Source organism: Pseudomonas sp. S35 (genome assembly GCF_009866765.1).
Lineage (GTDB): Bacteria > Pseudomonadota > Gammaproteobacteria > Pseudomonadales > Pseudomonadaceae > Aquipseudomonas.
In genome coordinates, this window is the sequence record NZ_CP019431.1 from 4,958,999 (window position 1) to 4,971,817 (window position 12,819).

The 12,819-nt window shown below is 60.0% G+C and carries 14 protein-coding genes; 1 reads left to right on the plus strand and 13 read right to left on the minus strand.

Annotated elements, in window-relative coordinates; all coding sequences use genetic code 11:
- Positions 1–6: 6 nt before the first annotated feature.
- Entirely contained in the window at positions 7–1,212 is a 1,206-nt protein-coding gene (locus tag PspS35_RS22170) for an acetyl-CoA C-acetyltransferase (RefSeq protein ID WP_159936798.1), read from the minus strand.
- A 641-nt stretch (positions 1,213–1,853) separates the two neighbouring features.
- Here PspS35_RS22170 and PspS35_RS22175 point away from each other — a divergent pair.
- Positions 1,854–2,660 carry a cytochrome c gene (locus tag PspS35_RS22175; RefSeq protein ID WP_159936799.1) on the plus strand — a complete coding sequence of 269 codons (807 nt, stop codon included), beginning with the start codon at positions 1,854–1,856 and terminating at the stop codon, positions 2,658–2,660.
- 229 nt (positions 2,661–2,889) lie between these two features.
- Here the strand turns inward: PspS35_RS22175 and PspS35_RS22180 are convergent, their stop codons facing one another.
- The 12 genes from PspS35_RS22180 to PspS35_RS22235 all read right to left on the minus strand — a co-directional run bounded on the left by PspS35_RS22180 (position 2,890) and on the right by PspS35_RS22235 (position 12,800).
- On the minus strand, positions 2,890–3,693 hold the full coding sequence (locus PspS35_RS22180) for a transglutaminase family protein (protein WP_159936800.1): 804 nt from the start codon (positions 3,691–3,693) through the stop codon (positions 2,890–2,892).
- The gene (locus PspS35_RS22185) at positions 3,690–4,640 is read right to left on the minus strand and encodes an alpha-E domain-containing protein (protein ID WP_159936801.1); all 951 of its coding nucleotides are present in this window, start codon (positions 4,638–4,640) and stop codon (positions 3,690–3,692) included. The genes PspS35_RS22180 and PspS35_RS22185 overlap by 4 nt, the downstream gene beginning before the upstream one ends.
- A gap of 5 nt (positions 4,641–4,645) precedes the next feature.
- The gene (locus PspS35_RS22190; protein ID WP_159936802.1) at positions 4,646–6,055 is read right to left on the minus strand and encodes a circularly permuted type 2 ATP-grasp protein; all 1,410 of its coding nucleotides are present in this window, start codon (positions 6,053–6,055) and stop codon (positions 4,646–4,648) included.
- A 457-nt stretch (positions 6,056–6,512) separates the two neighbouring features.
- Positions 6,513–6,854, minus strand: a complete 342-nt coding sequence (locus PspS35_RS22195) for a ribonuclease E inhibitor RraB (protein ID WP_025854181.1) — start codon at positions 6,852–6,854, stop codon at positions 6,513–6,515.
- 213 nt (positions 6,855–7,067) lie between these two features.
- Positions 7,068–7,304, minus strand: a complete 237-nt coding sequence (locus tag PspS35_RS22200; RefSeq protein WP_159936803.1) for a hypothetical protein — start codon at positions 7,302–7,304, stop codon at positions 7,068–7,070.
- A gap of 103 nt (positions 7,305–7,407) precedes the next feature.
- On the minus strand, positions 7,408–8,013 hold the full coding sequence (locus PspS35_RS22205) for an START domain-containing protein (protein WP_159936804.1): 606 nt from the start codon (positions 8,011–8,013) through the stop codon (positions 7,408–7,410).
- 41 nt (positions 8,014–8,054) lie between these two features.
- Positions 8,055–8,309, minus strand: coding sequence for a YkgJ family cysteine cluster protein (locus PspS35_RS22210; RefSeq protein WP_017527406.1), 255 nt, complete (start codon positions 8,307–8,309; stop codon positions 8,055–8,057).
- Positions 8,310–8,471: 162 nt separating this feature from the next.
- Complete coding sequence (locus tag PspS35_RS22215) at positions 8,472–8,963, minus strand: translation initiation factor 2 (RefSeq protein ID WP_159936805.1); 492 nt, start codon at positions 8,961–8,963, stop codon at positions 8,472–8,474.
- 126 nt (positions 8,964–9,089) lie between these two features.
- Entirely contained in the window at positions 9,090–10,529 is a 1,440-nt protein-coding gene (locus tag PspS35_RS22220; RefSeq protein WP_159936806.1) for a PLP-dependent aminotransferase family protein, read from the minus strand.
- A gap of 271 nt (positions 10,530–10,800) precedes the next feature.
- The gene (locus PspS35_RS22225) at positions 10,801–11,616 is read right to left on the minus strand and encodes an OmpA family protein (protein WP_159936807.1); all 816 of its coding nucleotides are present in this window, start codon (positions 11,614–11,616) and stop codon (positions 10,801–10,803) included.
- Positions 11,613–11,975: a DUF4398 domain-containing protein gene (locus PspS35_RS22230; RefSeq protein WP_159936808.1), complete on the minus strand. Its 363-nt coding sequence runs from the start codon at positions 11,973–11,975 to the stop codon at positions 11,613–11,615. Before PspS35_RS22230 ends, PspS35_RS22225 begins: the two co-directional genes overlap by 4 nt.
- 9 nt (positions 11,976–11,984) lie before the next feature.
- Entirely contained in the window at positions 11,985–12,800 is an 816-nt protein-coding gene (locus PspS35_RS22235) for a transporter substrate-binding domain-containing protein (protein WP_159936809.1), read from the minus strand.
- Positions 12,801–12,819: the final 19 nt, after the last annotated feature.

The window sequence follows — 12,819 nt, forward strand, 5'->3', positions numbered from 1 at the left end:
TTGGGCTCAGAGGCGTTCGATAATGGTGGCGATGCCCATGCCACCGCCGACACACAGGGTGGCCAGGCCATAGCGCTGTTGGCGCAACTCCAGTTCGTCGAGCAAAGTGCCGAGGATTGCGCAGCCCGTGGCGCCCAACGGATGCCCCATCGCGATAGCACCGCCGTTGACGTTGACCCGTGCGGCATCAATGCCCATGTCCTTGATGAACTTGAGCACCACCGAGGCAAAGGCTTCGTTGACTTCGAACAGGTCGATGTCTTCCACGCGCAAACCGGCCTTGGCCAAGGCTTTGCGAGTGGCCGGCGCGGGGCCGGTGAGCATGATGGTGGGATCGGTGCTGGTCACCGCCGTGGCGACAATGCGCGCCCGCGGTTGCAGGCCCAGTTCACGGGCCTTCGCTTCGGAGCCGATCAACATCAGCGCTGCGCCGTCGACAATGCCGGAGCTGTTGCCCGGGGTGTGCACGTGATTGATCCGTTCCACATGGCTGTAGACCCGCAATGCGGTGGCATCAAAACCCAGTTGCCCGATCATCTCGAAGCTTGGCTTGAGCTTGCCGAGGCCTTCGAGGGTGGAGTCGCCTCGGATAAATTCGTCATGGTCCAACAACACAATGCCGTTCTGGTCCTGCACTGCAATCAGCGACTTGTTGAAGGAACCATCGGCGCGAGCCCTGGCCGCTTTCTGCTGGGACTGTAGGGCAAAGGTATCGACATCTTCACGGGTGAAGCCTTCCAGGGTAGCGATCAGGTCTGCACCGATCCCCTGAGGCGTGAAATGGCTGTGCAGGTTGGTCTGCGGGTCGAGCACCCAGGCACCGCCATCACTGCCCATGGGCACGCGGGACATCGACTCGACACCACCCACCACTACCAGGTCTTCAAAACCGGAGCGCACTTTCATTGCCCCCAGGTTCACCGCTTCCAGGCCTGAGGCGCAGAAGCGATTGACTTGTACGCCGGCGACGCTGATGGCCCAGTCCGCCACCAACGCGGCGGTCTTGGCAATATCGGCGCCCTGGTCGCCTACCGGGGTTACGCAGCCGAGCACGATGTCATCCACTTGATACGTATCGAGGTCGCTGCGCCGTGCCAACGCCGTGAGCAGGCCTGCCACCAGGTTTACCGGTTTGACGCTGTGCAGGGCACCATCGGCCTTGCCCTTGCCTCGCGGCGTGCGTATCGCATCAAAGATCAAAGCTTGGGTCATGACATCCTCGGACCATTGCGCAGTAGTGCCCTTACCTTAGGCCCGATTGACACGGTTTCAATGACGGATGCGCTCATTGCTTTTGACCCGCACGCTCGGACGAACGGTAGGCGCCTAAGCACATTCACGGATTAAACGTTTTAGCTGTCTAGCCAAGGCATTGGCGCCAAGATGGCGTTCTGCCTCATGTCTTTTTAAGCTGAAATCCTGATTAGTTGATATGAAATGGATCTAAGCCGCAAAGAACGAGGGCTCTAAGGTTCAATCAGTAAGAAGTTGCTGCCGGGTTTTGCTGGAGCAGCCGTAAGAAAAGTGACACGTCATAGCGCCATACTGAAATAAAACGGCACGTATTTGACGCTCAGGAATAACAACAAAAGGCAGTCAGCCATGTTCAAGCACTCGAAAGTACGTCAGGCGGGACTTATTCTCTTCGCCACCACATTGATTCTGATCTTGCCCAACTTGACCAAGGTTATTGGGTGACCTCACATCCTGCGCATTCCGCGCATCAGGACTGTAGCTTTTTGGCAGCACCTGCCAGGCCTTCGTGCAAAACGATCCTGTTGCAGGGGCTGCCTTTTTACGCGTGTTTTTCCGCTATTGTGAGCCCCATCAACACTTAACACGGGGCTGCTGTCTTGAAACCGATCTTCGCACTCGTCGCCTTACTGCTTGCCCTGCCTGTCGAAGCGGCGCAACTGACCATCGAGCTGGACCATACCAGCAAATCCTGGCAAACCGCCGACCTGCTCAAGCATCCGCAAGCGCAGACCGTACAGATCACCGATGATGTTTCCTACAAGCGCAGCATGACCTATCGCGCAGTGCCGCTGGCAGTGCTCCTACCCGGCCTTACACCACAGAGTCATCTGCAAGCCGTTGCCCTGGATGGCTTCGCTGCCGAACTCAGCGCCGCACCGCTGCTGGAACAACACGGCGCCCGCGCCTGGCTGGCGGTGGAAGACCCCGCTCAACCGTGGCCCGCCCTGGGCGAAGGTAAACATAGCGCCGGGCCGTTTTATCTGGTGTGGACCGACCCGCAAGCCGGGCATGTCAGCCCTGAGCAGTGGCCGTTCCAAGTCTCGGCAATCAAACAATTAAAGACCGTGGCGGAGCGGTTTCCGGCGCTGCTGCCCGACCCGAAACTGGCAACGAATGATCCCATCAACCAGGGCTTTGCACTGTTCCAGAAAAATTGCCTGGCGTGCCATCGCCTCAATGGCGCCGGCGATGCGCAGGTGGGTCCGGATCTGAATATTCCCTACAGCCCTACGGAATATTTCAGCGCAGATTTCCTCAAGCGCTATATCCGTGACCCACAGAGTCTGAGGCATTGGCCACAGGCGAAGATGCCAGCTTTCGCTGCCAGTGTGTTGCCTGACAGCGAGCTGGATTTATTGGTGGGCTATTTGAAGCATATGGCGAGCCGTAAGCAGCAGCCGTGAAGCAAGTGAACTGGCTGGTTAGGTTGAGCGAGCTGTTTGTGGCGAGCGGGCTTGCCCCGCGCTGGGCTGCGAAGCAGCCCCAAAACCATCCGCCGCGTAATGTCTGGCACACCGCATTCTGCTTTTATTGGGGCTGCTTCGCAGCCCAGCGCGGGGCAAGCCCGCTCACCACAGAAGCCCGTTCACCACAGAGGCCTGCTCACCACCGAAATCGCTATCAACTTGTCGCTTACTGCTGCTGTACGGAAACCACCGGCGTCGGCGCCACAAACACCTTGGCGTGCATCTGCTCATGCCCGCCGCCACGGCGCATGCCACGCACCGGGCAGGCATCCAGGTAATCGAGGCCAACGGCCAGCTTGAGATGGCGCTCCGGCCGCGCCAATTGGTTGGTCACGTCAAAGCTGTACCAGGCGTCATCCAGCCAGGCTTCGGCCCAGGCGTGGCTGGCCAGGTGCGTGCTGTCTTCGGTGTACAAATACCCCGACACGTAGCGCGCAGGAATCCCCAGGCTGCGTGCACAGGCCAGGAACGCGTGGGTATGGTCCTGGCACACGCCCGCAGCGCCGGCGAAGGCCTGGGCAGCGCAGGTGTCGACTTCGGTGGCGCCCGGCGTATAGACCATCACGTGGTTGAGCGCGTGCATCAGGTCGATCAACGCCGTGCGGTCGCGACGCTGATGGCAGTGCTGTGCGGCAAAGTTGCGCAAGGCTTCATCCGGCTCGGTCAGGCGGGTGCAGCGCAGGAACGGAAACGCCGACTGGCTCTCATGCTCGGCCTCGCGCAACTCGTCGATGTCCACCTGGCCACGGGCGCCGATGATGATGGCATCGTGGGGTTCGTCCAGGGTCAGCACATGCAGGATATTGCCGAAAGGGTCTACCTGGGCGCGCACCGGGCGCGGCAGGTCCAGTTGCCAACTGAGTACATGCTGGCGCTCGCTGTCGTGGGGCGTCAGGCGCAGGTACTGGATGCTGGCACGCACCTGGTCTTCGTAGTGGTAGGTGGTTTCGTGGCTGATGGAGAGTCTCATGCGGCCTCCAGGTAGGAACTGTAGATGGCGTCGCCCAACTGGCGGACCAAGGGGATAAAGTCGGTCAGCCAGGCGTGCAGGCCTTCCTCCAGGATTTCATCGATGGCGGTAAAGCGCAGGCGCGCGTCCATCTCGGCGGCCAGGCGCTGGGCCGGTCGACCGTTGAGGCCGGGCAGGCTGGCCAGGATCTGGTCGATTTCTTCGCTGCACGCCCGTAGCGAACGCGGTACATCGGCGCGTAGCAGCAGCAGTTCGGCAACTTGCCGGGCGCCGGGGGCATCGCGATAGATCTCGGTGTAGGCCTCGAACGACGACAACGCGCGCAGCAATGCACTCCATTGATAGTAGGCGTGGGCCGTACCATCGGTGACGGCTTCGGCGCGGTCGCCGGCCATTTCATAACGGGCATCGAGCAATCGCAGGGTGTTGTCGGCGCGCTCGATAAAGGTGCCCAGGCGAATAAAACGGAAAGCATCGTTGCGCATGATGGTGCCGTAGGTCGCACCCCGAAACAGATGGGAGCGTTCCTTGACCCACTCACAGAAGCGGCTCATGCCGTAGCGGCTAAGGCCTTGCTGGGCGATATCACGAATATCCAACCACGTGGCGTTGATGTTTTCCCACATGTCGGCGGTAATTCGCCCACGCACCGCATGGGCACTGGCCCGCGCCGCGCCGAGGCAGCTGTAGATGCTCGCCGGGTTGGCCGCGTCCAGGGCAAAGAAGTGCAGCAGGTGTTCGGCGTGCAATTCACCGTGGCGTTCGCGGTAATCATCCAGCGTGCCAGTGATCAGCAGCGGCATCGCCAGTTCGTGCAGGCCATCGCCGCGCCCGTCCTGGGGCATCAGCGACAGCGAATAGCTGACATCGAGCATGCGCGCGAGGTTTTCGGCGCGCTCCAGATAGCGCGACATCCAGTACAAATCCGAGGCAGTTCTACTCAACATGGCATTCAGTCCTCAACCACCCAGGTGTCTTTGGTGCCGCCGCCCTGGGACGAGTTGACCACCAGCGAACCTTCGCGCAGCGCCACGCGGGTCAAGCCGCCAGGCACCACCCGGGTTTCCTTGCCCGACAGCACAAACGGGCGCAGGTCGATATGCCGCGGGGCGATACCGTTGTCGACAAACGTCGGGCACGTGGATAAACACAGCGTTGGCTGGGCGATATAGGCGTGTGGCTTGGCCTTGATACGCGCACGGAACGCTTCGATTTCCGCCGCCGTGGACGCCGGGCCCACGAGCATGCCGTAGCCGCCGGAACCTTGGGTCTCCTTGACCACCAGGTCTGGCAGGTTAGCCAGCACGTGGGACAATTCGTCAGGTTTACGGCACTGGAAGGTGGGCACGTTCTTGAGGATCGGCTCTTCATCCAGGTAGAAACGGATCATCTCGGTGACAAAGGGGTACACCGATTTGTCATCCGCCACTCCGGTGCCGATGGCGTTGGCCAGCACCACGTTGCCGGAGCGATAGGCCGCCAGCAGGCCGGGCACACCGAGCATGGAGTCAGGGTTGAACGCCAGCGGGTCGAGGAACGCGTCGTCGAGGCGGCGGTAGATCACATCCACGGCCTTGGGGCCGTCGGTGGTGCGCATGAACACGCGGTCGTCGCGCACGAACAGGTCGGCGCCCTCCACCAGTTCCACACCCATTTCCCGGGCGAGGAATGCGTGTTCAAAGAATGCGCTGTTGAAACGCCCCGGCGTCAGTACCACCACGCTGGGGTTATCCAGGGGGCTGGAGCTTTTCAGGGTGTCGAGCAACAGGTTCGGGTAATGGTCGATGGGCGCGATACGCTGGGCAGCGAACAGTTCGGGGAACAGGCGCATCATCATCTTGCGGTCTTCGAGCATGTAGCTCACGCCGCTGGGGGTACGCAGGTTGTCCTCCAGCACGTAGTAAGTACCGTCGCCATCGCGTACGAGGTCGACGCCGGAGACGTGGGAATACAGATCACGGTGCAGGTTCAGGCCCTGCATCGCCAATTGGTATTGCTCGTTGGCCAACACCTGCTCGGCGGGGATGATGCCGGCCTTGATAATGCGCTGCTCGTGGTACAGGTCGGCGAGAAACATATTCAACGCCTTGACCCGCTGGATGCAGCCGCGCTCGACGATTCGCCATTCGCTGGCCGGGATGCTGCGGGGTATGGTGTCGAAGGGAATCAGGCGCTCGGTGCCTTGCTCGTCCCCGTACAGCGTGAAGGTGATCCCGGCGCGGTGAAACAGCAAGTCGGCTTCACGCCGGCGCTGGGCCAGCAGTTCTGCGGGGGTTTCGGCTAACCAGCGGGCGAACTCGCGGTAATGGGGGCGTACCTGCCCTGCCCCGTCGTACATTTCGTCGTAATAAGTGCGGATCATGCCGTACTCCTTGTCACCCGGACGCAAGAACCATCGCAAGGCCCGTGCCAGCGGCATAAACACTTAAAAATCAGTGAGTTAAATAAACGCAAGAACCTGATCGCACCGTCCTGGTGCGCAGAATGCCCGGCGTACCGTCGAGCGCCTCATCACAATGCGGGCTTTGACTATCAACAGCATAGCCAGAGTTGATTTCACTGCCCGACCCAGTCTGCGGATAATCGTCTGCATCCGCTGAACAGGATACGTCCTACAGCCTTAACCATTACGCAACCGGTACCTTGGTGCCTCATGCACCGACCGGCTCCTTCGGTCTTCCCTTTAGGCCACCCTTTTCGGGTGGCTTTTTTTTGGTGCGCGAAACATCCGCACAAGTTCCGCGAGTTTTCAGTGCCCCAAACAAAATCGGCCGACCCAAAGGTCAGCCGATACGCTGCGCTGCTCATAAAATCAATCACTACATGGGTAACCCACGCACCTCCTGCTTGACGCCCCATCCTTCGATGATCCCGCCCAGGGGCTCGACCACCGCCCCAAAGTCTTGCTCGAAATCTCCTATGCCGTCGTAGGTGGCGAACATGATCTTGCTCAGTTCCAAGTACCAGGCGCCATCGTCGCGCGCGCTGACCTGGGCATTCAGGGATTCTCCACGAAACTCACCCGCAGCCCTGCGCGCCCGTTCCTCATCCGGGAAAATGGCGTAGAACTCGATGGGGTGAAAACGTGAAAAGTCGAAACCGCCTTCTTTCATGCGGCGCAGAACGTTGGTGCTGATGTCTTCTTGATAGGCTGTGCTCATGAAACGTCCTCCTCAAACCGATGGATAGACTTTCCGTGCTTCCCGAAGCCCGCACCCTACTGGCGCGAGTACTACGGCAATGACATCACCGCTGGAAAACAAGCATGTAGCTGACAAGACCAGACCTTAGCGATTCATTCGCTGATCTCACTTGCAGAGTAGCGCGAAGCTATCACCTCCACCAGAGGTGCCTGGATGGCATACGGGAAATATTCAGGGGGCGGGAGAGATGTCGAGGATTTGAATGCTGTTCTGGTCTTTGAGGATTTTGACCGTAGGCTCGGGCTTGCGCCCCTCAAGGTCATTGAGGTCCAGTTCGGCGGCCACCGGCACAAGCTTTGCGCGAATCATGTGTGCCGCATCTTCGAGGCTGGGCTTTTGATCGCAGGTGAACTGCTGCACGGAGGTCTCGCCGTGATCATCAACAAAGGTAATCTGCCACGTTTGCATCGGTGCCTCCTCGATAAAGCCCGTGTATGGGCTTACCTTTATCTGGACCTTGAGGGCTGGGCAAACGTTCCACTCAAGGTTGGAGGCACCGGATCACCTGCGCTTATTTTTCAGCGTGTTCCTTGAGGGCTTTCAAGGTGTTGAACGGAGCGTCCACCACAAACTTGTTGGCCAGCCACGAAGGCACGCTGCCGCCTGGCTCGGTGTGGACCTGGTAGGTCACTTCGGTCTGGTTATCACCCTTGGGGACCAGCTTCCAGAAGCCTTCGACCTGCGCCACACGCACGTAGCCTTTTTCTTCCGGCTTGTAGGTAGGTACGCCCTGCAAGGTGCGGGTTACGCTGCCATCGGCGTTTTTGGTGGTGGTGACATGGATATACGAATCACGATCGGTCACCGGGAACGGCGCCTTGAACTGGGTATAGGTCCAAGCCTCATCGCCCTTCTTATCCACCAGTTTCTGGGATTTGCACTCGTGAATCCATGAACACGCACCCGCCACGTCTTCTTGCAGGGCCTGGATCTTGGCCACCGGCGCGTTGATCACGGTGACACCGCGATACGCCTTGTATTTGGAACCGGCAACTTCGCTAAGCGAGATCTTGATGCCGTCTTCATCCTTCGCGACTTGCCAATCCTCAGCCTGGGCAGTGGCAGCAAACAACACCGTAAACCCGCACAGCACAGCCATTCGTTTCAGCGAACCCATTGTTGTATTCCTTATTGTTGACGTTCCGATAGTAAAGCCCATCAAGCCGCCGTCATCTGCTCCCACCAGCCGATCAACCGGATCGCATCGGCCTGGTCGGTGCCACAGACATCGATATCCGCCTTGAAATCACTGCACACTGCCGGGCGCTCTGGTTGCCCGAACAGCTGGCACAGTTGTTCGACCGACAGGTGCAGGCAGCGTTCGCCTGCCGGTTTGCCATTGGGCATTCCCGGTAACGGCGAACTGATGGAGGGGGCGATGCAGCAGGCGCCACAGCCTTCACGGCAATTCATGACCAGCAGGTCCTCGACGACTCAATAGGGATGGCCGGGCTAGAGTACGCCCTTAAACAGCCGTTTTAAAATGGTGTAACAGGGGTTTTTCGCACAAAACAAACGTGACCGACCAGTCTGCGACAGATGGTCAGCCGCTGGCGTCACGCGAGCAGGAAAAGTTTACTGCTTGAACTCGAATTCCAACGCTGCGCCTTCCACATCGCGCCGCTCTTCGTTGCGCAGTTGCAGCTTCATCTCATTGCTGAGCAAACGGCCGTTGATCTGGAACGCGCTGTTATCGGTAGGCTTTTCACCGAACATCGGTGGCAGCAATGGCACGCTCTTGGGCCTGGGCATCGTGCCAAGGGGTTGCAAGTGCCTGACCATGTCCGAAGGCAGCGACAGGTCCAACTGTGCCGGTGGCAATTGGGTCTGTGCCACTTCTTGGGCTGATTTGGACTTTTTAGCAGCCGACGCACGTTTTTTCGCCGCAGCGGCTTTCTTCTTCGCGACTGCACTTTGTTTGGCCGCAGCCGGTTTCGTCGCGGAGGGTTTCTGTTGGGCGCTGGCAGCAGGCGTGTCCACCGTCACAGGCGCTGCCGCCAGCACCGTGCTGACATTCCACAGGCTTAACAGGCCAATCACCAAAGCAACGCGAACAATCGGGGTCATATCGCCTACAGCATTATCGGCAGAGGGCCGTATGCTCGCTTGTTGTACGCGGCATGACAAGCACAGTGATACACCGACTATCGCCGTTGTCCCCTTTGTGCGCCTCAACCACGTGTTAAACACACCTCAAAAGCCGGCAGCCGTTTCCTGGCATAACTGGCTGGCCAGCATGCCGAGTGTCATCAGCGCACGTTCGGCCTCGCGGTTCCAGGGTGTACCGCAGTTGAGGCGAATGCAGTGGTTGAACTGCTCGGTGTTGCTGAAGATCAACCCCGGCGCGATGCTGATGCCCTGCTGCAGGGCACGCACGTGCAGTTCCTGGGTATTGACCCGCCCCGGCAAACTGACCCACAGGATAAAACCGCCGGTCGGACGCGTCATCTGGGTACCCTCCGGGAAATACTGCTGCACCGCCAGCTGAAAAGCACTGAGGTTCTTGCGGTATTCCTGGCGGATGTAGCGCAGGTGCCGGTCGTAGCCACCATTCTCCAGATACGCGGCTACGCCCATCTGCGTGACGCTGCACGCCGAGTGGGTGCTGAACATTTGCAGGCGCTGGAGCTCTTGCTGGTACTTGCCCGCAATCATCCAGCCGATGCGCACGCCCGGCGACAAGGTCTTGGAGAAGCTTGAGCAGTAGATCACCCGGTCGAGTCGGTCGTAGGCCTTGAGCGCCTTGGTGCGGCCGATTTCGAACATCAGTTCGCCGTAGATATCGTCCTCGACAATCTGGATATCGAAATCCGAAGCCAGGCGCAGCAACTGTTTCTGCCGCTCCTCGGGCATGGTGCCGCCCAGCGGGTTGCTCAAGCGCGTGGTCAGCACCAGGGCCTTGATCGACCATTGGTTCGCCGCCAGTTGCAGGGCTTCCAGGCTCATGCCGGTGGACGGATCGCTGGGGATCTCAATAACCTTGAGGCCCAGCAGATCGGCCAGTTGCAGCAACCCGTAATAGGTCGGTGATTCCGCTGCAATCAGATCGCCAGGGCGCGTCAGCACGCGCAGCGACATCTGCAAGGCATCGACACAACCGTGGGTGATGACCACTTCGGACGGGTCCACCACCACGCCGGCATCGCGCATGCGGATCGCCACCTGGCGGCGCAACGGCTCGAAACCGGGGCTGAACATATAGCTGAATGCGCGCGGGCTCTGGAACCGCGTGACCTTGGCCAATTGCTGGTGCAACGCCCGCACTGGCAAGTAGTCGACACTCGGCACCGCTGCGCCTAGCGGGAACACGCCTTCGCGGCGCGACTCGCCCAATACCTGCTGGATAATGCTGCTGCGTGTGACCAACCCCGGGCGCTCGACCCGTGCAATGTCCGGCGTCGGCGCAGTGAGCGCTGGCGTCTGGTGCACGTAGTAGCCGGACTGCGGCCGCGCACGGATCAGCCCCTGGTCTTCCAGGTTGGCGTAGGCCTGCAATACCGTGGCGTGGCTCACATTGAGCTGGGAACTCATCTTGCGGACCGAAGGCACGCGCTCACCCGGCTGATAGACACCACGGCGGATGTCCTCAGCCAGTTGCTGGGCAATACGTTGGTAAAGCAACAGATTGGTCATGACGCAGCACTCGATTTCACGGGTATTTTATTTTTGTGTGAAACATACCAGCACAGTTTAGAAGTGTACGGGGACAGTTGCCACAATAGTCGAGCGCGGGCGGGAGTGACAGTAAAAACTGTAGGGGCGGCGGATAGAGTTTTCAGGCGGGTGCAGAAAACTGTGGGAGGGGGCTACACCCCAATGACGGAGTGTCAGTCACCGAAAATATTGACTGAACCACCGCTATCGGGGGCAAGCCCCCTCCCACAGTTTTGATCGGTGCAAGGCGCTAGCGTGCGGCGCCCAGTTGGCCCTTCTCGTCCGAGAAGACTATTTCAACGCGACGATTCTGCGCCCGGCCCCGCTCGGAAGCATTGGCCTCCACCGGGTACTGGTCGCCATAGCCTTCGACGTGGATGCGCTTCTCGTCGATCCCCAGGTCCACCAGCACATCAGCCACCGATTGCGCGCGGTCACGGGACAGTTTGAGGTTTTCCTGCTGGCCGCCGGTATTGTCGGCGTAACCCTCGATGCGCACTACGCGCTTGGGGTTCAGTTGCAGGAACTGCACGATTTTCAGCACGGTGCGGTTGGCCGAGTTTTTCAGCTCTGCCTCGCCAGTGTCGAACAGCACATCGCCCAAGGTCATCACCAGGCCGCGATCGGTCTGGGTGGTGGTCAGGCTGGCGATCTGTTCTTCGAGCCATTTGCCCTGTTGCTGCACGCTGATCAACTTGCTTTCACGCAGGGCCAATTGCAGGCGTTGGCGTTCCAGTTCGAGCTTGGCGGCGCGCTCTTCGTTGAGGGCCTGCTCGGTGTGTTCACGGGCGATGGCACTGTAGCGCTGGCTTAGGTAGGCGTAATGCACCACGTCGGCACCGCTGCCCCAGTAGCTGGACAAACGATCGGCCCGTGCCAGGGATTCACCGGCGCGAATCACGTCCTTGGGCGCGATACGCAGCACATTGGCGTCTTCCTTGACCTTCTGGAAATCGCTGCCGGCCTGTTGCAAGGCTTGCTCGCCGCTCGGGTGGCTGGCGCAACCGCCCAGCACTGCACTGCCCAGCAACACGGCACCGCTCAGACCACGGATCAGCGGGCTCATTGGGCTTCTCCCAACTGCAACTGCTTGCGCAAGCGCGTAATGCGGGTGTTAAGCACGTTCAGTTGTTCCTGGCTCTTGCGGGTCAGCACTTGGGCTTCGGCCAGGCGTGCGTCCAGTTCCGCTTGCTCGGCGCGCATGCGGGCGTTCTTGTAGGATTCGTCGGCCATGCTGCCCTTGGCGCGGGCGAATTTGGCTTCGGCCAGTTTCAATTCAGGCGATTCATCCGCGTTTGCCCCCACCGCACTGGCTTGTTCCAGGGCTTGCTGGGTGAGGCGCATTTGTTCATTCGGCGCAGGATCGGTTGCACATCCCGCCAGAGCGACAACGGCGAGGGCCGCGAAAAGGGGTCGAAGATTCACTGAAAATCCTTACTTTGCTGGAGTGCCAACGGGTTGCTGCAACTGCGCTTTCCAGCGCTCCAGATTGCTCTGCAACGCTGCTTGTGCCACACCGGAGGAGGACAATTCTGTCATCTTTTTAGCGAGCTGTCCGCGCAACCACGGATCATTGCAGGCCGAGTTGTGGGAAATCGCCAGGTACAGGCCCGGCTGGTCAATAGGCATATCGCGAGCAACCAGGTCATGGCTCATGCCCAGCGTCTGGGCCATCGCCATGCCGGAGTAACGTCCGGCCAGCACGTAGTCCACTTCTCCCAGCAGCAGTTTCTGGAACGCCGGCGTCAACGTTGGCAGGCGCTGCAGGGTCAATTGCTCAGCGGCGAATGTCTCGAATCCGGCACTCAACCGCGAACGTTCCGACACTGCACCCTTATGCCCGTGCAGATCGGCAGCGGTGGTATAGACCAAGGCCGAGTCCTTGCGCGTCCAGACGAGATAATCGGTCTGCACCAACGCCGGGTGGATGTAGTCGAGATTGTCCAGCTCGCCGAGATTCAATGGCGCATCGGCAAGGATGTCCATGCGCCCGCTGCGCACTTCGTCCAGGGCTAGGGAACGTTTGCCGCCGTAGAGCAGGTCGATTTTCAACCCAAGGTCCTTGGCCAGTTGCTGCAAGACGTCAGCGGTGGCACCGATCAGATGCGTCGGGTCTTGGGGGTCACGCCATAGCAACGGCGGTGCGTCCGGGCTGCCGGTGATCACCAGGCGCTCGCATTTACCGGCGGCCAGGGTCAGGCTCGGCAGTAGCGTAAGGCCCAGCAGTACGGCCCAGGGGCGCAGTTCCATGGCGGTTTCTCCGATGTTC